This window comes from Janthinobacterium sp. JC611, assembly GCF_018682595.1.
Lineage (GTDB): Bacteria > Pseudomonadota > Gammaproteobacteria > Burkholderiales > Burkholderiaceae_D > Janthinobacterium.
On sequence record NZ_JAFLJN010000001.1, the window covers coordinates 375,638 to 396,383 of the forward strand.

General features: G+C 64.7%; 21 protein-coding genes. 10 read left to right on the top strand and 11 right to left on the bottom strand.

The genetic code is table 11. The annotated features are described in order from the left end of the window. Positions 1-232 precede the first annotated feature (232 nt). Entirely contained in the window at positions 233-712 is a 480-nt protein-coding gene (locus tag J0O65_RS01715) for an NUDIX hydrolase (RefSeq protein WP_152250675.1), read from the top strand. Between the two features lie 29 nt (positions 713-741). Next, positions 742-1,863 (top strand): tRNA 2-thiouridine(34) synthase MnmA, encoded by a 1,122-nt coding sequence (gene mnmA / locus J0O65_RS01720; protein ID WP_215403479.1) that lies wholly within the window; start codon positions 742-744, stop codon positions 1,861-1,863. On the opposite strand, the gene J0O65_RS01725 is transcribed toward mnmA, so the two are convergent. The 3 genes from J0O65_RS01725 to J0O65_RS01735 all read right to left on the bottom strand — a co-directional run bounded on the left by J0O65_RS01725 (position 1,860) and on the right by J0O65_RS01735 (position 3,829). Next, entirely contained in the window at positions 1,860-2,267 is a 408-nt protein-coding gene (locus tag J0O65_RS01725; RefSeq protein ID WP_034779039.1) for a response regulator, read from the bottom strand. The two genes, mnmA and J0O65_RS01725, sit on opposite strands and share 4 nt — an antisense overlap. 45 nt (positions 2,268-2,312) lie before the next feature. Continuing rightward, positions 2,313-3,086, bottom strand: coding sequence for a 5'-3' exonuclease (locus J0O65_RS01730; protein ID WP_215403481.1), 774 nt, complete (start codon positions 3,084-3,086; stop codon positions 2,313-2,315). Positions 3,087-3,157: 71 nt separating this feature from the next. Further along, positions 3,158-3,829, bottom strand: coding sequence for a glutathione S-transferase (locus tag J0O65_RS01735; RefSeq protein WP_215403482.1), 672 nt, complete (start codon positions 3,827-3,829; stop codon positions 3,158-3,160). Between the two features lie 164 nt (positions 3,830-3,993). Here J0O65_RS01735 and J0O65_RS01740 point away from each other — a divergent pair, with 164 nt between their 5' ends. The 4 genes from J0O65_RS01740 (at position 3,994) to nagZ (ending at position 9,498) form a co-directional block, all read left to right on the top strand. Beyond that, positions 3,994-5,046, top strand: coding sequence for a YjgN family protein (locus J0O65_RS01740; RefSeq protein WP_353056142.1), 1,053 nt, complete (start codon positions 3,994-3,996; stop codon positions 5,044-5,046). 1 nt (position 5,047) lies between these two features. Beyond that, positions 5,048-6,061 carry a M48 family metallopeptidase gene (locus J0O65_RS01745; RefSeq protein ID WP_215403486.1) on the top strand — a complete coding sequence of 338 codons (1,014 nt, stop codon included), beginning with the start codon at positions 5,048-5,050 and terminating at the stop codon, positions 6,059-6,061. A gap of 104 nt (positions 6,062-6,165) precedes the next feature. Beyond that, the gene (locus tag J0O65_RS01750; protein ID WP_215403487.1) at positions 6,166-7,776 is read left to right on the top strand and encodes an FMN-binding glutamate synthase family protein; all 1,611 of its coding nucleotides are present in this window, start codon (positions 6,166-6,168) and stop codon (positions 7,774-7,776) included. Positions 7,777-7,956: 180 nt separating this feature from the next. Further along, complete coding sequence (gene nagZ, locus J0O65_RS01755) at positions 7,957-9,498, top strand: beta-N-acetylhexosaminidase (RefSeq protein ID WP_215403489.1); 1,542 nt, start codon at positions 7,957-7,959, stop codon at positions 9,496-9,498. Between the two features lie 45 nt (positions 9,499-9,543). Here nagZ and J0O65_RS01760 read toward each other — a convergent pair whose 3' ends face one another. After that, entirely contained in the window at positions 9,544-10,524 is a 981-nt protein-coding gene (locus J0O65_RS01760) for an oxidoreductase (RefSeq protein WP_215403660.1), read from the bottom strand. Between the two features lie 138 nt (positions 10,525-10,662). On the opposite strand from J0O65_RS01760, the gene J0O65_RS01765 reads away from it, so the two are divergent. Continuing rightward, entirely contained in the window at positions 10,663-11,583 is a 921-nt protein-coding gene (locus tag J0O65_RS01765; RefSeq protein ID WP_215403491.1) for an AraC family transcriptional regulator, read from the top strand. Positions 11,584-11,618: 35 nt separating this feature from the next. Here J0O65_RS01765 and J0O65_RS01770 read toward each other — a convergent pair whose 3' ends face one another. The 4 genes from J0O65_RS01770 to J0O65_RS01785 form a co-directional block, all read right to left on the bottom strand. Next, positions 11,619-11,780 (bottom strand): hypothetical protein, encoded by a 162-nt coding sequence (locus tag J0O65_RS01770; protein WP_193316615.1) that lies wholly within the window; start codon positions 11,778-11,780, stop codon positions 11,619-11,621. A gap of 64 nt (positions 11,781-11,844) precedes the next feature. Then, positions 11,845-12,126 carry a hypothetical protein gene (locus J0O65_RS01775; protein WP_215403493.1) on the bottom strand — a complete coding sequence of 94 codons (282 nt, stop codon included), beginning with the start codon at positions 12,124-12,126 and terminating at the stop codon, positions 11,845-11,847. A 9-nt stretch (positions 12,127-12,135) separates the two neighbouring features. Next, positions 12,136-14,037 (bottom strand): ferrous iron transporter B, encoded by a 1,902-nt coding sequence (gene feoB, locus J0O65_RS01780; protein ID WP_215403495.1) that lies wholly within the window; start codon positions 14,035-14,037, stop codon positions 12,136-12,138. A gap of 2 nt (positions 14,038-14,039) precedes the next feature. Continuing rightward, entirely contained in the window at positions 14,040-14,324 is a 285-nt protein-coding gene (locus J0O65_RS01785; protein WP_131688439.1) for a FeoA family protein, read from the bottom strand. 414 nt (positions 14,325-14,738) lie between these two features. On the opposite strand from J0O65_RS01785, the gene J0O65_RS01790 reads away from it, so the two are divergent. Together J0O65_RS01790 and J0O65_RS01795 are read left to right on the top strand one after the other, a co-directional pair. Beyond that, a complete protein-coding gene (locus J0O65_RS01790; protein ID WP_152250664.1) occupies positions 14,739-14,954 on the top strand; it encodes a (2Fe-2S)-binding protein in 216 nt (71 codons plus the stop codon). A gap of 17 nt (positions 14,955-14,971) precedes the next feature. Further along, complete coding sequence (locus J0O65_RS01795) at positions 14,972-15,673, top strand: energy transducer TonB (protein ID WP_215403497.1); 702 nt, start codon at positions 14,972-14,974, stop codon at positions 15,671-15,673. A 222-nt stretch (positions 15,674-15,895) separates the two neighbouring features. On the opposite strand, the gene J0O65_RS01800 is transcribed toward J0O65_RS01795, so the two are convergent. After that, the gene (locus J0O65_RS01800; RefSeq protein ID WP_035822772.1) at positions 15,896-16,576 is read right to left on the bottom strand and encodes a Fe2+-dependent dioxygenase; all 681 of its coding nucleotides are present in this window, start codon (positions 16,574-16,576) and stop codon (positions 15,896-15,898) included. Between the two features lie 422 nt (positions 16,577-16,998). Here J0O65_RS01800 and bfr point away from each other — a divergent pair, with 422 nt between their 5' ends. Continuing rightward, entirely contained in the window at positions 16,999-17,475 is a 477-nt protein-coding gene (gene bfr, locus J0O65_RS01805) for a bacterioferritin (protein ID WP_152250661.1), read from the top strand. 55 nt (positions 17,476-17,530) lie between these two features. Here the strand turns inward: bfr and J0O65_RS01810 are convergent, their stop codons facing one another. Together J0O65_RS01810 and J0O65_RS01815 are read right to left on the bottom strand one after the other, a co-directional pair. Then, positions 17,531-18,859 carry an MFS transporter gene (locus J0O65_RS01810; RefSeq protein WP_215403499.1) on the bottom strand — a complete coding sequence of 443 codons (1,329 nt, stop codon included), beginning with the start codon at positions 18,857-18,859 and terminating at the stop codon, positions 17,531-17,533. Beyond that, positions 18,856-20,736 carry an alpha-amylase family glycosyl hydrolase gene (locus J0O65_RS01815; protein WP_251373225.1) on the bottom strand — a complete coding sequence of 627 codons (1,881 nt, stop codon included), beginning with the start codon at positions 20,734-20,736 and terminating at the stop codon, positions 18,856-18,858. The genes J0O65_RS01810 and J0O65_RS01815 overlap by 4 nt, the downstream gene beginning before the upstream one ends. Positions 20,737-20,746: the final 10 nt, after the last annotated feature.

The following is a 20,746-nucleotide window of genomic DNA, read 5'->3' on the forward strand; positions in this document are numbered from 1 at the left end:
GCAAGCGTGCGCGCTTGTTTTGACCACAGGGAAAGCCTATATTAGCGGGCGCTTCCTGCCATCTTGCCGCCAAAGCCCCCATGCTAGTGCGCTCCCAGGGAAAGACGTAAGTACCTCCCACCGCTATTTGCTAAAACGTTGTCATTTATCAATATGTCCGCGCAACAAAAGGCCGGCTTCAAACCGCGCGCGCAGAACAAGATAAAATGTCGGCTCTTTCAAGGATGGAATCATGCCGAGAATCTGGAAACCCTCTGTCACCGTTGCCGCCATCGTCGAGCGCGACGGCCTGTTTTTACTGATTGAAGAAGAGACCAGCGAAGGCATCAAGCTCAACCAGCCGGCCGGCCACCTCGACCCGTTCGAGTCGCTGGAGCAGGCGGTGATCCGCGAAACGCTGGAAGAAGCGGCCTTCGATTTCATCCCCACGGCACTGGTCGGCATGTATATGTCGCGCTACCAGTCACAGCGCACGGGCGAGGACGTGACCTATTTGCGCTTCACCTTTTGCGGCACGGCCGGCGCCGAGCATGACCGCCCGCTGGACGAAGGCATCATCCGCACCCTGTGGATGACGCGCGACGAGCTGGCGGCGTGCCAGGAACGCCACCGCAGCCCGCTGGTGCTGCAGTGCGTGGACGAATACCTGGCGGGCCGGCGCGCGCCGCTGGCCCTGCTGCACACGCATGCGTCCGTTTTTAACAGCGCATAGCATTATTATTAAGTACACTGGAAAGCAAGATGAGCAAGAAGAAAGTCGTGATCGGCATGTCGGGCGGGGTCGATTCCTCGGTCGCGGCATGGATGCTGAAGGAACAAGGCTATGAAGTCATCGGCCTGTTCATGAAAAACTGGGAAGATGACGACGATTCGGAATACTGCTCCACGCGCCAGGACTGGATCGACGCGGCCAGCGTGGCCGACGTCATCGGCGTCGATATCGAAGCCGTCAATTTCGCCTCCGAATACAAGGACCGCGTGTTCGCCGATTTCCTGCGCGAATACCAGGCCGGCCGCACGCCGAACCCGGACGTGCTGTGCAACGCCGAAATCAAGTTCAAGGCCTTCCTCGACCACGCCATGACCCTGGGCGCCGACCTGATCGCCACCGGCCATTACGCGCGCGTGCGCCAGGCGCCAACGGACGCGGGCCGCTATGAACTGCTGAAAGCCGTCGACGCCAGCAAGGACCAGAGCTACTTCCTGCACCGCCTGAACCAGGCGCAATTGTCGAAGACCCTGTTTCCGCTCGGGGAAATCCCGAAGACGCAAGTGCGCCAGATCGCCGAGCAACTGGCCCTGCCGAACGCGCAGAAGAAGGATTCGACGGGCATCTGCTTCATCGGCGAACGCCCGTTCCGCGAATTCTTGAACCGCTACCTGTCGTACAAGCCGGGGCCGATGAAGACGGCCGACGGCAAGACGGTGGGCGAACACGTGGGGCTGAGTTTTTATACGCTGGGCCAGCGCAAGGGCATCGGCATCGGCGGCGTGAAGTCGTACCAGAACGCCGACGGCAGCAGCGACGCCTGGTATGTGGCTCGCAAGGATATCGCCAACAACACCCTGTGGGTGGTGCAGGGCCACGACCACCCGTGGCTGCTGTCGCCATCGTTGACGGCCGACCAGGCCAGCTGGATCGCGGGCGTGGCGCCGCAGGCGGGCGCCTTGAGCGCCAAGACGCGCTACCGCCAGGCCGACGTGGCGTGCCAGCTGCTGCCTGATGGGAATGAACATTTCAGCCTGGCGTTCGACCAGGCGCAATGGGCCGTCACGCCAGGCCAGTCGGCCGTGCTGTACGACGGCGACGTGTGCCTGGGTGGCGGCATCATCGCCAGCGCGACGGGCCTGGCTGGCGTCTAGGAATTGCCTTGTGCGGCAGCGGCAAGTGCCTGCTGCTTGCGCACCATGGCAATGACGGTGTTGCGCACGGTTTTCAGGACCGTGTCGGCCATGAAGGGTTTCACGATGAAGCCCGACACGCCCATGGCGTGGGCCGCCTGCAGCGAGGCGGCGTCGATGCCGCCCGAGACCATGAAAATGAGCGTCTTCGGATACTGGGCGCGGATGGTTTGCACCACGTTGCTGCCATCCTCCACCTGCTCGCGCGCGATGCAGACGAAATGCGGGTGGTGCTTGACCAGCAGCGCCAGTCCCAGCGCGCTGGTATGCGTCTGTCCGCAGACATCGTAGCCGCCATCGGTCAGGACCGTGTTCAGCAGGCCGCGCGCCACGGCGCTGCTGTCGATCAGGACTGTCTTTAACATCATGATTACATCCCTTGCTTGATTGTTCTTGTGTTACGCCGGCGCTTACTTCTCCCACGCCAGCTTGTTCCAGGTCACGCCTAAAATGACGTCGGTCTTGAGTTCTACCAACTTTCTTGAAAGATACAGTATTTCCCGCTCTTTTCGCAGGCTTTCACCGAGCGCGCCGGGCAAAATGCCCGCGCCGGCCATCACGGCGTCGATATTGCCGTAGGCGCGCAACAGTTTCGCGCCCGTCTTCAGGCCGATCTTCGACACGCCGGGGATACTGTCGGTGACGTCGCCCATCAGCGCCAGCAGGTCGGGCAGCAGTTCCGGCGGCACGCCGAACTTTTTCTCGACCCAGGCGTGGTCGTGCCAGACGCCCTTGAAGTGGTCCCACACCAGCGCGCCGTGGGCGATCAGGCCATGCAAATCCTTGTCGGTGGTGGCGATGACGGCCGCGCCGCGCCCCTCGTGCAGCCAGCGCATGACGGCCGTGCCGATCACGTCGTCCGCCTCAACCTCGGGAATGCTGACGACGTGCATGCCGAAGCTGGCCAGGGTGGCGTAGAAGCCGGGCAAGGCGTCGCGCAGCACCTGCGGCATGGGCTGGCGCCCTTCGCGGTAGCCGGCGTACAGGGCGTGGCGCCAGGTCGGGCCGCCGAAATCGAAGGCCGGCAGGATGTGCGTCGGCTCGTGGTCGTTGATGAGGGTGCGGAACGACGACAGCGCATGGCGCAGCGCGATCTCCGCCTTCAGGTCGGAATCGGGTTCAGGACTGGCTTCGTAGACGCGGCGTACGATATTCAAGCCGTCGATAGCGAGGAGTCTGGCCATGCGGTAAGTGGATGCTGGTTGAATCGGGCATTTTACCGTATGGTTCCCCGCACATCGGGCTTGCATGCCCCTTATTTGGCGAAATCGTAGGGCCCGCCTTTTTCCAGCGCCCGCTGGTAGGCCGGGCGCGCGTGGATGCGCTGCAGGAACGCGGTCAGCTTCGGCAAACGCTCGTCGAGTCCGCCGCGCATGGCGGCCGCTTCCAGCGGAAAGCTCATCTGGATGTCGGCCGCCGTGAATTCATTGCCGGCAAACCATTTGGTTTTCTCCAGCTCCGCTTCCATGTAGGCCAGCTGGCTGTTGATATTGGGCATGATGAAGCTGCTCTTGACCTTGCTGGCGATGCCGCGCGCGATCGGCTTGACGAAAAACGGCATCGGCGACGACTCGACCTTGTCGAACACCAGTTTCAGCAGCAGCGGCGGCATGGCCGAGCCTTCCGCGAAGTGCAGCCAGTAGGTCCAGCGCAGCTTGTCCGGCGTGCCGGCCGCCGGGATCAAGCGGCCATTGCCGTAGCGTTCGACCAGATAGTCGATGATGGCGCCCGATTCGGCGATGGTGTTGGCGCCATCCGTGATCACGGGCGACTTGCCCAGCGCATGCACGGCCTGCAGCGAGGCGGGCGCCAGCATGGTCTTCGGGTCGCGCTGGTAGCGCTTGACCTCGTAGTCGAGGCCCAGTTCCTCGAGCAGCCAGAGCACGCGCTGCGAGCGCGAATTATTCAGATGGTGGACGACGATCATGGCTTTCCCGTTAGGCAATGGTTGAGTTCCAGTATAGCCGGGACGGTCGGATCGGGTCGGCGCAAGCGGATCGGCAAGAAAAATTGCGAGAAACAGTATTTTCAATTGATAACTTTTCAGGATTCCCTTATCGTGCTTTGTTTCCAATAAGTAAGGAAACCCCTGTGGATTTCGACGCAAACAACACACCTCCCAGACAAGAAGCCATCACCTTCAGCGCCACCGGCAGCGAATACTTCCGTATCTGGATCGTCAACCTGCTGCTGAGCATTGTCACCCTGGGCATTTATTCCGCCTGGGCCAAGGTGCGCCGCAACCGCTATTTCTATTCCAGCACCCATTTGGCCGGCGGCAGCTTCGAGTATCACGGCAACGCCGTGGCCATCCTGAAAGGCCGCATCGCCGCCGTGGTGCTGATCGCCGGCTACAACATCGCCTTCCAGGTCTCGCCCATCGTCGGCTTGCTGATGTTCGTGCTGCTGGCCGCCATCCTGCCGTGGCTGGTCTGGAAAAGCCTGCAATTCAAGCTGTACAACACCAGCTACCGCGGCATCCGCTTCGGCTTCGGCGGCAGCGCCAGGGAAGCCTATAAGTACTTCCTGTGGCTGCCCATCCTGAATACCTTCACGGGCGGCCTGATGACGCCTTTCCTGCACCAGCGCCTGAAGCGCTTCCAGCACACGCAAAGCCGTTTCGGCGCCACCCATTTCAGCTTTGACGCCACGGTCGGCAGCTTCTATAAAACCTATCTGCTGTTCTTCGCGCTGCTGCTGGGCGGCTTGCTGGTCCTGATTTTCGTCGTCTTCGGCAGCGTGTTCGCCTCGTTCGCGGCCAATGCGAATGACAAGACCAAGATTGGCAGCCTGCTGTTTGCCATCGGCGCCTTGTACCTGTGGGCGTTCACCGTGCTGCCGCTGTTCCTGACCATGATCCAGAACCTGATCTGGAACCATACGCGCTTGCAGCAGCACCAGTTCCAGTCGCAGCTGACGTGGGGCCGCACCACCTTCGTCATGCTGAGCAACCTGCTGGGCATCGTCGTCACCCTGGGCCTGTTTACGCCATTCGCCCACGTGCGCTGGCTGAAGTACCGCCTGGAGGCGACCTCGATGCTGGTGCATGGCAGCCTGGACGAGTTTGTCGCCGCCACGGGGCAGCAAGTGTCGGCCACGGGCGAAGGCATGGTCGACCTGCTGGACTTCGACCTGTCGCTGTAGCATGACGCCCGACCACGACGCGCCAGGCGCGGCCGGCGTGCCCGCGCGCTATTTCGATGGCCAGACCTCGCGCCTGTACCACGTCACGCTCAGCGTGCGCGATGGCCAGGCCGTGCTGGCAGGCGACATCGAACGCAGTTGCCCGCTGGGCGAGCTGCATGTGTCGGAACGCAGCCGCCACGCCGTGCGCAAGATCAGCTTTGCCGATGGCGCCTACCTGGAAATCGCCGACCAGGCGGCCTTCAACGACATGCTGCACGACACGGGCCACCGCGACGGCTGGGTGGTGCGGCTGCAGCAAAGCTGGCGCGGCGCCCTGCTGGCCACCGTGGCCACCGTCGTGGCCCTGTGGCTCAGCTATCAATACCTGCTGCCGCTGGCGGCCAAGGGCATCGCGTATGCCTTGCCGCAGTCGGTCGAACGGCAGCTGGGCCAGGGCGTGCTCGATATGCTGGACCGCCATGTCTTCGCGCCCAGCCAGCTCGATGGCGCGCGCCAGCAAGCCTTGCGCGCCCGCTTCGCGCGCCTGGCCACGCCCGGCGAGAGCGCGCCCGTGCACCGCATCGTTTTCCGCAAGAGCAAGATCGGTCCGAACGCGTTTGCCCTGCCGTCCGGCGACATCGTGCTGACCGATGAAATGGTGGAGCTGATGCCGGACGACGACGCCATCATGGGCGTGCTGGCGCATGAACTGGGGCATTTGCAGCAGCGCCACCTGACGCGCCGCCTGATCCAGACCTCGGCCGTGGGCGCCGGCGCGGCGCTGCTGTTCGGCGACGTATCGACCGTGGTGGCGACCTTGCCGCCGCTGCTGCTGGACTTGAAATATTCGCGCGACGTCGAGCGCGAGGCGGACGACTACGCGATCGCCATGCTGCGCCAGAACGGCATCGCGCTGGAACACCTGGCGCAGGTGTTTGTCGCCCTGGGCAAGCTGGACGAGGGCACACCCTATTTGTCGAGCCATCCGGCCAGCGCCGAACGCGTCGCACGCATCCGCGCCGCTCAGCGCTAAGCACCCACGCGGCGTCCGCCGGGCGCCGCGTTCTTTCCCGCCAGCACGTTCCGCAAATCGAAGGTAGACTCATCAGTTATCAGTCTGACTTCACCGGAGTGCCCATGCACCTAGTACCATTTCGCTACCTGACCTTCATTGCGACGGCAGCCATCTTTGTCCTGTCCCTGTTTTACTACGATCACTACTGGCTGCCCGTGCTGGCCGGCGCGCTGACCCTGGTCGGCATCAGCGACCTGCTGCAAACGAAGCGCGCCCTGCGCCGCAACTACCCCATCCTCGCGCACTTCCGCTTCTTTTTCGAGAGCATCCGCCCCGAGATCCGCCAGTATTTCCTGGAAAGCGACAGCGAGGCGACGCCGTTCTCGCGCAGCCAGCGCAGCATCGTCTACCAGCGCGCCAAGGAGCAGACGGACAAGCGCCCGTTCGGCACCCAGCTCGACGTGTATGAGGCGGGCTATGAATGGATCAACCATTCCATCGCCCCCGCCAAGGTGACGGGCCACGACTTCCGCATCGAGATCGGCAACCACCCGGACTGCCCGCGCGCCAAACCGTATTCGGCCAGCGTCTTCAATATCTCGGCGATGAGCTTTGGCGCCCTGTCGGCGAACGCCATCCTGGCCCTGAACGGCGGCGCGCGCAGCGGTGGCTTCATGCACGACACGGGCGAAGGCAGCATCAGCCCTTACCACCGCGAAAACGGCGGCGACCTGGTATGGGAAATCGGTTCCGGCTACTTCGGCTGCCGCAACCAGGACGGCACGTTTTCGGAAGAACGCTTCATCGCCAACGCCAGCTCGGAGCAGGTGAAAATGATCGAGCTGAAAATGTCGCAGGGCGCCAAGCCGGGCCACGGCGGCGTGCTGCCCGGGCCGAAAGTGACGATCGAGATCGCCACCACGCGCGGCGTGATGGTGGGCGAGGATTGCGTCTCGCCGGCCGCGCACAGCGCCTTTTCCACGCCACTGGAAATGCTGCACTTCATCGACCGCCTGCGCAATCTGTCCGGCGGCAAGCCGACGGGCTTCAAGCTGGCCATCGGCCATCCATGGGAGTTTTTCGCCATCGTCAAGGCCATGCTGGAAACGGGCATCACACCCGACTTCATCGTCGTCGACGGCAGCGAAGGGGGCACGGGCGCCGCGCCCCTGGAATTCACGGATCACGTGGGAACGCCGCTGCAGGAAGCGCTGGTGCTCGTGCACAACACCCTGGTGGGCGCCAACCTGCGCGAGCGCATCAAGATCGGCTGCTCGGGCAAGATCATCACGGCCTTCGACATCGCCCGTTTGCTGGCGCTGGGCGCCGACTGGTGCAATTCGGCGCGCGGCTTCATGTTCGCGCTGGGCTGCATCCAGTCGCAAAGCTGCCACACGGACCGCTGCCCCACCGGCGTGGCCACGCAGGACCCGCAGCGCCAGCGCGCACTGGTGGTGTCGGACAAGATCTCGCGCGTGGCGCACTTCCACCAGAACACCATGAAGGCGCTGGCCGAACTGATCGCCGCCGCCGGCCTGGCGCATCCGCAGGAACTGCGCCCGCACCACCTGGTGCGGCGCATCTCGCCCAACCAGGTGAAGCTGGCGTCGGCCCTGCTGCCCTTCCTGGAAGCGGGCCAGCTGCTCGACCCGAGCCAGCTGCCGCAGCTGCCGCCCGTGTTCGGCCTGTACTGGCCCAAGGCGCAATCGGCATCGTTCCAGCGCCTGGATTGATACGGCCTTTGCGCCAGCGGAGTAATACCACTTAATAACCACTTGCGCAAAAACCCAAATCCAATACAATACCAAAACAAGTACAAAACCAAGGCAGCTTTCCGGTGACCGCCACGATGCGCCACCACGGTGCCAGAATACGTATGCCGTCGTCACAATACATACCGGAGGAGTTGCAGCATGGAGCAGGGTTTGCGCGAGAAAGTAGGACAGTTGTTCATGGTGGGCTTCGACGCCCTGCAGGCGGACGAGCATATCAAGACCTTGATACGCGAAAAGAAGGTGGGCGGCGTGATCCTGTTCCGCCGCAACGTGCACACGCCCGCGCAAGTGTCGGCCCTGTGCCGCGAACTGCAGGAGATCAACGCGGAAGTATCCGACATTCCGCTGCTCATCTCCATCGACCAGGAAGGCGGCATGGTGATGCGCATCGAGCAGGGCGTCACGCCGATTCCGGCCGCGATGGCCTTCCAGGCGGCCGGTTCCATCGAGGATTGCGAACGCATGAACCAGATCAGCGGCGATGAAATGCGCCAGGTGGGCATCAACCTGCTGCTGGCGCCCGTGCTGGACGTAAACAACAACCGCAACAACCCCGTCATCGGCGTGCGCGCGTATGGCGAGGATGCCGCCACCGTCATCGACTACGGCATGGCGGCCATGCGCGGCCAGCGCGCCAGCGGCATGGCCGTGACGGCCAAGCACTTCCCCGGCCACGGCGACACGGCCACCGACACGCATTACGCCATGGCGCTGGTCCCGCACGACAAGGAACGCCTGCGCGCCGTGGAACTGGCGCCCTTCCGCGCGGCGATCGCCGGCGGCGTGGACGCCATCATGACGGCGCACGTGGTCTTCCCCGCCTTCGAGGCCGACACCAGCGTGCCGGCGACGCTGTCAAAAGGCGTGCTGACGGACCTGCTGCGCGGCGAGTTGAAATACCAGGGCGTCGTCATCACCGATTGCCTGGAAATGGCGGCCATCGCCGACGGCATCGGCATCGCCCAGGGCGCCATCGCCACCCTGCAGGCGGGCGCCGACATCGTCCTCATCTCGCACCGCGAAGCGCAGCAGACGGCGGCCATCGACGCCGTCATCGCCGCCGTGGAGCGCGGCGACATTGCGCTCTCCCGCATCGACGCCGCTTGTGCCCGCGTGGCTGAACTCAAGCGCAACCGCGCCGTGCGCGACTGGCGCGCGCGCCCGCTCACGCCGCCGGCGCTGATGCAGCCGGCCGCCATGGCCCTGTCGCAGCTGCTGCAAAAAGCGGCATTGCGCGTGCAAGGCGACTACCGCGCGCTCGACCCCAGCCTGCCCGTGACCCTGCTGACGGTGGAAGTGCGCTCGCGCAGCGAAATCGACGAAGTGGCGCTGGGCCGCAACAAGGAAGCGCGCAGCTCCATGCTGCCGGCGCTGCTGGCAGCGGGTCTCGACGTGCGCGAGTATGCCTTGTCGGCCGAGGCGCTGGACGACGAGGTCGACGCCGCCATCGCCTTTGCGCAAGGCGCGCAACAGATCGTGCTGCAGACGTATAACGCCATGTTCGTCGACGGCCAGCGCCGCCTGGTCGAGGCCCTGCCGCAGGATAAACTGTGGCTGGTGGCGGGCCGGCTGCCGTACGACCTGGACCTGGCGCCCCACGCGCAAGGCCGCCTGGCCGCCTTCGGCTGCCGCCCGGCCGCGCTGGTGCCGGTGGTCGACAAGCTGGCGGGCAAGGCGTAAGTTCACGCCGCCCTCCTGCACATGCCGGGCATTGCCCGGCATTTTTTATGCCGCGTCGCAATCGAAACGCACGCCCGTCATCCGTTCGCTCAGCGCCCATAGCCGGCGCGCCTGCTCGGGATCGATGGCCCAGCGCCGCACGCCCGGCCCCATGCTGTCGTCCGCCACCAAGGGAGCGATATCGCCATCCTCGCAATACACGCCGCCCATGCCGTCAAGCTGCGCGCTGGCAGCGCACCAGACGGCCGTGGCCGCGCCCTGCGCCACATTCTTGAAACCCGATTGCGGCGGCGGATTCACCTGACCCTCGTCATCGAGCGCGCCCACGCGGCGCAAGTCGTCGAGGTCCAGGTGGCGCACCAGCGGCGTCAGGATGGCGCCCGGATGCAGCGAAAAGGCGCGCACGCCGTGCGCCGCAGCGCGCCGGTCCAGCTCCACGGCAAACAGGGCGTTGGCGCTTTTCGACTGCGCATACGCGCGCCATTTATCGTACGGCTGGCGCAGGAAATGCGGGTCGTCCAGGTCGACGCCCGCCTGCCGGTGGCCCAGCGACGACACGCACACGACGCGCGCGCCCCGCGCCTGCCGCAAGGCGGGCCACAGGCGCGCCGTCAGCTGGAAATGCCCCAGGTGATTCGTCGCGAACTGCGCCTCGTAGCCGCGCGCATCGCGCAGCAAGGGCGTGGCCATGATGCCGGCGCCGTTGACCAGCACGTGCAGGGCGCGGCCGGTGGCCAGAAAAGCGGCGGCAAAGCTGTCGATGGCCTGCGGATCGAGCAGGTCGAGCGCGGCGACCTCCACGCCGGCCATGCCATTCAAGGCCGCTTGCGCCTGATGCGGGTCGCGCGCCGGCACCACCACGCGGGCGCCGGCACCGGCCAGCACGCGCACCGTTTCCAGCCCCAGGCCCGATGCGCCGCCCGTGACGATGGCCTGCACGCCGGACAGGTCGCGGCCGGCCAGCGCCTCGGTGGCGGTCGTGCCGGCGTCGAAGCCGGAGTGCAGGGGAATTTGTTTGTTGCCGATGCTGTCCATGGGGTCTGCCTTTGCAAGTGGCGCCAGTCCGAATCGCTGGCGAGATGGACATTGTGTGTGCCAGGAACAGGACTGTGAATGGCGTAAAATCCGCAATACTATCGCCATCGTCCAGAATTGCACCCCGCCATGGATTTGCTCTCCGATGTACTGTCGCTGCTCGATACGCGCAGCTCCTATTTTGCCGGCCTGAAGGCGGGCGGCGACTGGGCCATCGACTTCCCGCCGCCGGACGGCATCAAGTTCAACGCCGTGATCGAAGGTACTTGCTGGCTGACGGTCGCGGGCATCGACGCGCCCGTGCGGCTGCGGACGGGCGACTGCTTCCTGCTGGCGCCCGGGCGCGCGTTTACCCTGGCCAGCGCGCCCGGCTTGCCGGCCGCGCCGGCGCTGGAAGTGTACCGGCAAGCGCAGCAGGGCGTGGCCCGTCACGGCGCGCCGGAACACGATTTCTTCCTCATCGGTGGACGCTTCAGCTTTGGCGACGAGGCGGCCATCCTGCTCGACTGCCTGCCGCCGCTGCTGCACGTGCATGGCGATACGGACCAGGCCAGCGTGCTGCACTGGGCCTTGCAGCGTCTGGCGCAGGAATTGCAGGCGACGGCGCCCGGTGCGGCGCTGATGACGCGCCACCTGGGCCACATGATGCTGCTGCAGATGCTGCGCCAGTACCTGGCAGCACAGGCGTCGCATCCGGTGGGCTGGCTGTTCGCGTTGGCCGATCCGCGGCTGCGCGCCGCCATCGAGGCCATGCATGCGCAGCCGGCGCGGCGCTGGACCTTGCCGCAGCTGGCCGCCGTCGCGGGGCAGTCGCGCTCGGCCTTTGCCCTGCATTTCAAGAACCGGGTGGGCGTGACGCCGCTCGACTACCTGCTGCGCTGGCGCATGCGCCTGGCCACGCGGCGCCTGAGGGATAGTGGCGCGACAGTGACGTCGATCGCGCAGGCGCTGGGCTACGATTCGGACAGCGCCTTCAGCCACGCCTTCAAGCGCGTCATGGCCTGCTCGCCGCGCCAGTACCGGCTGCGCCACGCGGACGCGCAAGCGTAAAAAAACCCGCGATGGCGGGTTGTAACAATACAGGGTCAGCGCGTCGGCACGGGCGGCAGGGCCGCCACCGCCAGCAAGGCAAAGGGCCCGAGCAACAGGCCGATGCCGAACCAGAGCCCCCCGTGGCGGCCGCGCCGGCTGGCCAGCAGCCAGGTGGCGACGGCAAACAAAAACATGAAGATCAACAGTATCGCCATTGCCACTCCTTGCCATGCGGAAAGCCCAGTGTAGCCCACGGGCGCGCCCGTGGCCAGACGTACATCAATCCTGGCGCTGCACCTGCATCAGGATCACGCGCTTGCTGCTGCCGTCGGCCGGCGGCGTGTTGGACGGCGGCGGCGGGCTGTCGCAGGAGCCGCAGGAACCGCAGCCGCTGCCGCAACCGGGCGCCACCTTGAAGAAGGTCGACAGCCTGGCCTCATCGAGGCCGCAGCGCACCAGGCCGCGCACGATGGCGCGGCGCACGCCCGCCGGCAGGTACTTGGTCGAGAAATGCAGCAGCGCGGCGGCGACGATCAGGGCGACGATGAGGGTTTGCCACATGGTTTTCTCCTAAGCGCCCAGCAACAGGGCGAGGCGGTACGTGATGAACGAGGCGGCGTAAGCGAGGGCGAACATGTAGCCGGCCATCAGCAGCGGATAGCGCCAGCCGCCCGTCTCGCGTTTCACTACGGAGAGGGTCGACAGGCACTGCGGCGCGAACACATACCAGGCCAGCAAGGACAGCGCGGTGGCCATCGACCACGAATGGGCGATCAGCGGTTCCAAGGTCGAGGCCAGGGCGTCGCCCGTCTGCGACAGCGCGTAGACGGTGCCCAGGGCGCCGACGGCCACTTCGCGCGCCGCCATGCCCGGCACCAGCGCGATGCAGATCTGCCAGTTGAAACCGATGGGCGCGAAGATCACTTCCAGGCCGCGGCCCAGGATGCCGGCCAGGCTGTAATAGATCGGCGGGTGGATCGCGTTGTCCGGCGGGCCGGGGAAGGTGCTGAGGAACCACAGGATGATCATCAGGCTCAGGATGATGGTACCGACGCGCGTGAGGAAGATCTTCGCGCGCTCCCACAGGCTGACGGCCAGGTTGCGCAGGTGCGGCCAGTGATAGGCCGGCAGTTCCAGCATCAGCGGCTGGTTGCCGCGCACGCCCATGCCGCGCTTCATGACCCAGGCCACGGCCATGGCCGAGATGATGCCGGCGAAGTACAGCACGAACAGCACCAGGCCTTGCAGGCTCAGATAACCCCATACCTGGCGCTCGGGGATGAAGGCGGCGATGATCAGCGCATACACGGGCAGGCGCGCCGAACACGTCATCAGTGGTGCGATCATGATGGTGACCAGACGGTCGCGCGGGTTCTGGATGGTGCGCGCCGCCATCACGCCGGGAATGGCGCAGGCAAAGCTCGACAGCAGCGGGATGAAGGCGCGGCCCGACAGGCCCACGCCGCCCATCAGGCGGTCCAGCAGAAAGGCCGCGCGCGGCAGGTAGCCGCAGTCTTCCAGGCTGAGGATAAAGAAGAACAGGATCAAAATTTGCGGCAGGAATACCAGCACGCTGCCGACGCCGCCGATGATGCCTTCCACCAGCAGGCTTTTCAGGTGACCGTCTGGCATGTTCGCCGTCAGCACGGCGCCCAGGTGGCCCACGCCATCGGTGATCATTTCCATCGGCGTGGCGGCCCAGGCAAACACGGCCTGGAAGATCAGGAACATCAGCACGGCCAGGATGAAGGGGCCGAACACGGGGTGCAGCACCACGTCGTCGATCTTTTCCGTCAGGTTGCCGCTGTCGCCCGTGTCATTGCTGACGGCGGCCAGGATGCGGCGCACTTCGCGCTGGGTTTCTTCGACGCTGACGGCATCGATGGCCGCCAGCGGTTTCGCGTCCACGGCCGGCAGCGGCAGCATGGCGTCGATGGCATGCAACAAGGCTTTTTCGCCGTCGTGCTGCACCGCGACGGTTTCCACCACGGGCATGCCCAGTTCCTGCGCCAGCCTGGCCGTGTCGATCAGCATGCCGCGCTTGCGCGCCACGTCCGTCATGTTCAGCGCCAGCAGCATGGGCAAGCCCAGGCGCTTGACTTCCAGCACCAGGCGCAGGTTCAGGCGCAAGTTGGTGGCGTCGACGACGCAGATGATGGCGTCCGGACGCGGGTCGCCCTTGCGCAATCCCCCCACCACGTCGCGTGTGATGGCTTCATCGGGCGTGGTGGCCGACAGGCTGTAGGCGCCCGGCAAATCGAGCAGGCGCACGGGTTTGCCGGCGGGCGACGTGAAATGGCCTTCCTTGCGCTCGATGGTCACGCCGGCGTAGTTCGCCACTTTCTGGCGCGCGCCCGTCAAACGGTTGAACAGGGCGGTCTTGCCGCAGTTCGGATTGCCCAGCAAGGCAATTTGTGGCTGATGCGACGGCTTGTGCACGCCCGCATCGACGATAGTTTCGACGGCGCCCATGGTCATTCCGGTTGAAGCAGCGGTTGAATCGTGATCAGCGCCGCTTCGAAGCGGCGCAGCGCGAACGTGGCATTGCCGACCTTGATCGCCAGCGGATCGCCACCGGGTATGCCGCGCTTGAGCATGCGGATGCGTTCACCGGGAACGAATCCCAGCTCCATCAAGCGGCGGGCCAGGTCGACGCCGTCCTCCGTCTGTCCTGCCGCGTGGGGCGTGATATGCAATACCGTGCCGCTCTGGCCGACTGCCAGCGCGTCGAGCGTCATCAGGGGTGGAACTAGGGTCATGAGCAAATTCCGTTCAAATTAAGAACACCGGGGACAGACTGCTGCGCGTGGCGCATCGCGTTTGACGTGGGTGTCGTGAGGTAAAACGCAACTGTTGCGCATTACCGACAAGCGGCCTTTCAATGTGTCCAGACGGTGGCCGTCCGAGACAATACCAGCATTATAAACATGAATGCGAATAGTTTTTATTTAGCCCGGAGAGCCGCCCCCCGTCAAGGGCTGCGTCATGCGGGCGAACGGCATATCCAGCCGCGGCGCCAGGCCGCCAGGCGCCGCACACTTGATCAAAATCGCTTGCATTGTCCCGCACTTTGCGCGACAATGAAACGTAATGATAATGATTCTCATTAAAACACTAGCAACAATGCTTCATAGCACTAGTGTCTGTTCATCCTCCAGCCAGAAGGTGTATCAATGATTGTATGTGTCTGCAACAACATATCTGATCGTGAAATCCGTCAAGCCGTCGATCTTGGCCTGTCCAGCATGGCCGAACTGCGCCGCGACCTGGGCGTGGCCACCTGCTGCGGCAAATGCCATACCTGCGCGCGGGAAGTGCTGAACGATCACCTGACCGCCACCGTGGCGCTGCAAGAAACCGTATTGATGCGAGCCGTACTGACAAACTAAAGAAAGCGATACACGCCATGACGATGATGCCCCCGCCCGTAACGGTGCAGGCCGTGCCGCAATTTGCCGACTTCGACAAGAAGCGCAACAAATTCGCGCCGCTGATGGCCATCGTCGTCCTGCATGTCGCCGGCTTTTACGCCATCCAGAGCGGCCTGTTGAGCCGCGTCGTCACGGCCGCCATGCCGACCATCACCACCATCAGCATCATCGCTCCGCCGGCGCCACCCAAGCCGCCGGCGCCATCCGTGCCGAAAACCGTGGAATTGAGCGCGCCCGTGCCGCGCGCCGTGATCCCGCCGCTGCCGCTGATCGCCGTGGCGCCGAGCGAACCGACGATCACGCCGCCGCAGCCGACGCGCGCCGAAGCGGCGCCTGTCGCCACCGCCGCGCCGACGGCCCCCGCGGCACCGTCGCCGACGCCACCGGCGCCATCGACGCCGCGCACCGTCAGCAGCGTCGAATACATCAAGGCGCCGCAACTGGTCTACCCGAATCTGTCGCGCCGTCTGGGCGAAAGCGGCACCGTGGTGTTGCGCATCCTGATCAATGAGAAGGGTTTGCCGGAGCAAATCCTGATCCATAAATCGACCGGCTACGGCAACCTCGATGAAGCGGGCCGCCAGGCCGCGCAGCGCGCGCTGTTCAAGCCGATGATCGAAAACGGCAAGCCCGTGCCCGTCTACGTTTTAGTACCGCTGACCTTCCAACTGAGCTAGCCTCCCGGCGGCCTGCGCGCCGCTGCCAGCCCGCAAGCACCGCACCCCGTGCCCTGCTTGCTTTTTTGCGCCCTGTTTTCTGTACCAGTCAAGCAACTGCTTGTTTCAGTCTGCCAGCCTACATCCCCGGGCCAGGCAGACTTTTTTTTGCCGGTGCTTCACGCTGTATCGTAGGTCGGATTAGCGCGGCCAAAGGCCACGCGTAATCCGACACCGCCACGATCACATCTCCGCCCACATCCGCAGCAGGTTGTGATAATGCCCCGTCAATCCCACCGTCGCCGGCGAATCGCCGTGCTCCGCGCGCACGCTCTGGATGTTCTGATCGAGCTCGAACAGCATGCTGCGCTTCCAGTCTTCGCGCACCATGCTTTGCGTCCACAGGAAGGAGCAGATACGCTCGCCGCTGGTGACGGGCAGCACCTGGTGCACGCTGCTCGACGGGTACACGATCACGTCGCCGGCCGGCAGTTTCACTTCATGCGTGCCATACGCGTCGACCACCACCAGCTCGCCGCCTTCGTACTCGTCCGGCTCGCTCAGGAACACGGTCGACGAGACGTCGGCGCGCATCGACTGCATGCCGTTCTTCGGCGTGCGGATGGCGCCGTCGATATGCAAGCCATAGTGCTCGCCGCCCGCGTAACTGTTGAAGAACGGCGGCAGGATGCGCAGCGGCAGCACGGCGGCGAAGAACAGCGGATTGGCCATCAGCGCGCGGCTGACGATCTCGCCCAATTCCAGCGCCAGCGGCGAGCCCTCGGCCAGCTGACGGTTGCGCTTGACTTGCGCGCCTTGCGCCCCGACGCTGGCGCGCCCGTCGACCCAGTCCGTCTGCGCCAGGCGCTGGCGAAACTGCGTGACCTGTTCCGGCGTCAGCACGCCGGGTATGTGCAGCATCATCTTGCTATCCTTTTTCAGTAAAAAACGCTGACTGATTATCGCATCGCCGGCAACGGCCAAGAAGACACAAAAGCAAGAATGGCCAAACATTTCCCGCCTTTCCAGCGCGGCCGTGCAGGCGCGCCGGCGGCTGCAAAAGAGCGCCAGGAACGCGAATGAGAATGGCCCGCATTTTCCTTAACAAATAAAAAACGGCGCAATGGGAGAATCCACTTGAGAATGGGTTTTATTCGCACGATATTTACGTTAAAAAGACGGAAAAAGGCCGTTTGGCACCGGAAATCGCCGACATTTTGCGCTATCATGCGGGCATAGCGAAACCGGCAACCTGCGCGCCACCAGGCAGCCATGCGCCACCCGGCAGTGAACGCCAGCAGCCTGCGGTTTCATCATCGAACGCGACACAGAACAAAGGACATCCCATGAAGGGCGATAAAGAAGTCATCCGCATGCTCAACGCACAGCTCACCAACGAACTGTCGGCCATCAACCAGTACTTCCTGCATGCGCGCATGTACAAGCACTGGGGCCTGGAAAAGCTGGGCAAGAAGGAATACGAAGAATCGATCGGCGAAATGAAACACGCCGACAAGCTGATCGACCGCATCCTGATGCTCGACGGCCTGCCGAACCTGCAAGCGCTGCACAAGCTGCTGATCGGCGAGAACACGCCGGAAATGCTGGAATGCGATCTGAAGCTGGAACGCGCCGCGCATACCACCGTCAAGGAAGGCATCGCCATCAGCGAAAAGGCGGGCGACTACGTCTCGCGCGACCTGTTCCTGATGATCCTGGAAGACACGGAAGAGCATATCGACTGGCTCGAAACGCAGATCGACCTGATCGACAAGGTCGGTATCCAGAATTACCTGCAAAGTCAAATGGCTATTGAGGAATAATTTTTTCGGCATGCATAAAAAAACCGGCAACCTGCCGGTTTTTTTTCGTCCGTCCTCAAGTCTTTATGGCCTGCGGCGGGCGCAGCTTGACGAACAGCACCGCCACCGCCGCGCACAGCAACAGGGCGCCGGCCAGCCGGATGACGTTCTCCGGATTGCCTCCCAGCCAGCTGCGGTAATACAGGGGCAGAGTAAATATCTGGATGATCATCGGGATGACGATGAACATATTGAAAATGCCCATGTAGACGCCCGTGCGCTCGGGCGGAATGCAGCCGGCCAGCATGATGTAGGGATTGCCCATGATGCTGGCCCAAGCCAGGCCCACGCCCAGCATGGGCAGCAACAGCAGCGCCGGGCTGTGGATCAGCGGGATGCTCAGCATGCCCACGCCGGCCGCGCACAGGCACAGGCTGTGCATGCGCTTGGGGCCGAAGCGGCGCGTGAACGGCACCAGCGCGAAGGCGGCGACAAAGGCGACGAAATTGTAGAAGGCGCCCACCTGCCCGTTCAGCAGGCCCGCGTCGCGAAATCCTTGCGACGCGGGGTCCGTCGTGTGAAACAGGGTGGCCGACAGCGACAGCGCAATGTACTGCCAGTAGCAGAACAGGGCGTACCACTGGAACAGGTTGACGATGGCCAGCTGCCGCATCGTCGGCGGCATGTCGCGCAGGGCCGCGCCGATATCGGCCAGCGTATGCCGCCAGCCCGGCGGACGGCTGCGGATGGCCGCCAGCTCGGCCGCCGTGAGCGGGTTTTCCGGCGTCGTCTTCAGGGTCCACAGCACCGAGGCGAGCGAGAACACGGCGCCGATCAGGAAGGCGGCGATGACGATATGCGGGATATGGCTGCCATTGACGGCATCCTTGTTCATGCCCAGCATGACCAGCAGCGACGGCGTCAGGTAGGCCAGCGTTTGCCCCAGCCCCGTAAACGCGCTTTGCGTGAGAAAACCCAGCGAGTGCTGCTTCTTGTCGAGCTTATCGCTGACAAAGGCGCGGTACGGCTCCATCGTCACGTTGTTGGCCGCGTCGAGTATCCACAGCAGGCTGGCGGCCATCCACAGGGTGGGGCTGAACGGCATGGCCAGCAGGCCCAGGCTGCACAGGATGGCGCCGATCAGGAAGTACGGCGTGCGGCGGCCCCAGCGCGTCACCGTGCGGTCGCTCATGGCGCCGATCAGCGGTTGCACGAGCAGCCCCGTCATGGGGCCGGCCAGCCACAGGTACGGCAGGCTCGCTTCGTCGGCGCCCAGGTATTTGTAGATGGGGCTCATGCTGCTCTGCTGCAGGCCAAAGCTGAACTGGATGCCGAAAAAACCGACGTTCATGTTGACGATCTGCCAGAACGACAGATGCGGACGGTGTGCGCTGGCGTCGCTCATGACTGTTCCCGTTTCTGCTCCAGTTCCAGCCACAGCATATGCCATGGCTGCAGGCCCACCGTGCCGGCCAGCACGCTGCCATCGAGGCTGTTGCGCCATTCGCCCGCGGGTAAAGTGAAACGCTGGCTGGCGCCGCTGAAATTGCTCAGATTGAGGAACGCGTCGCCGCGCAGCAGCGCCAGCACGGCCGGCGTGTCGGCCGGCAGCACGCTGCGCGGCGCGGCGGCGGCCAGGGCCGGCAAGCGCCTGCGCGCCTCGATCAGCTGGCGCAGCGCCAGGTACAGCCGCCCGCTGGCGCTCACGCCATCGTGGCGCCATGCCAGCAGGCTGTCGTCGAACGCGGGGCGCTGCAGCCAGCGGCTGTCCATCGCCCGGTCGGCCCGCTGCGTGTAGCTGTCATCGTTGGTCATGCCCAGTTCATCGCCCATGTACAACACGGGCAAGGCGCCAAAGCTCAAGGCCAGGCCATGCAGCAGCAGCAGGCGCCGCAACGCGTATTCCTGCTCCTGCACCGTGGTGGCGCTTTCCAGGCCGGCCAGCGAGGCGGCCATGCCGTTGCTGCCATGCGCCTTGTCGACGCTGCTGCTCTGGAAGGCGGCGCCGCGCGCATAGCTGCCGGTGCCCGGCGTGCCGGCAAAGAACTGCGCGATGCGCGCCAGGCGCGCCGGCCCGTCCGCGCCCGCCTCATTGAGCAGCACGTTCCAGCCGATGTCGTCGTGGCAGCGCACATAACTGAGCCAGCTTGCGGCCGGCGGCAACGGCGGCGTGGCGGCGATCACCTGGCGCAGCAAGTCCGTGCCTTCCTCCGCCAGCGCGCCCCAGCCGGCGGCCATCAGGCTGCTGTGATAGGCGATATGGCATTCGGGTGCGGCATCGCTGCCAAAGTAGGCGGGCAGCTTGGACGTCGGCACGATGGCTTCGGCCTTGAGCAGCACGCCCGGCGCCACGATGGCGGCAATCGCCCGCAAGGCTTGCAGCAGGCTGTGGGCTTCGGGCTGGTTCATGCAGTCCGTGCCTTCGCGCTTCCACAGGAAGGCCGTCGAATCGAGGCGGAACACCTCGACACCCTTGTTGGCCAGGCCCAGCATGGCGCCGGCCATGGCCGCGAAGACGGCCGGATTGGCATAGTTCAAGTCCCACTGATACGGGTAAAACGTGGTCCAGACCCAGCGCTGCAGCGCCGGCACGAAGGTGAAATTGCCGGGTGCCGCCTGCGGGAAGACCTGGCCCACGGTCTGCTCGTAGCGGTCCGGCTGCGCGCGGTCGGGATAGGTGTGGAAAAAGTCGCGCAGCAGCGGATCGCCCGCCTTGGCGCCCAGCGCCCACGCATGGTCGTCGGCCACGTGATTGAGGATCAGGTCCGAGCACAGGCTGATGCCGGCCGCGCGCAGCTGCGCCGTCAATGCCAGCAAGTCGGCATTGCTGCCCAGCGCGGGGTCGACTTCCTCGAAGCTGGCGACGGCAAAGCCGCCATCGCTTTCGCCGGCGCGCGCACGCAAAAACGGCAGCAAATGCAGGTACGTCACGCCCAGTTCGCGCAGGTGGGCTATGCGTGCCGCCACGCCCTGCAGATTGCCGCCGAAGCGCTGCACGTAGGCGCTGTAGCCCAGCATGGACTGGCTGGCAAACCAGTCCGGCTCTGCCTCGCGCTGCGCATCCTGGCGCAGCAGCGCCGGCGCGCGCGCCGCATGCAGGCGCCCCACGCTTTCCATCAGGTCGCCCAGCCAGGGCAGGAAGTCCGGCCGCTGGCCATACAGGCTGCCCAGGCGGTCGAGCAAGACCGCCTCCTGGCGCGCGTAGCGGCGCGCCGCATCGTCGCGCAAATGCGTGGGGAGCGGCGCCAGCAGGCGCGCCAGGGGACTGCGTATCGACATCATGAATCCTATC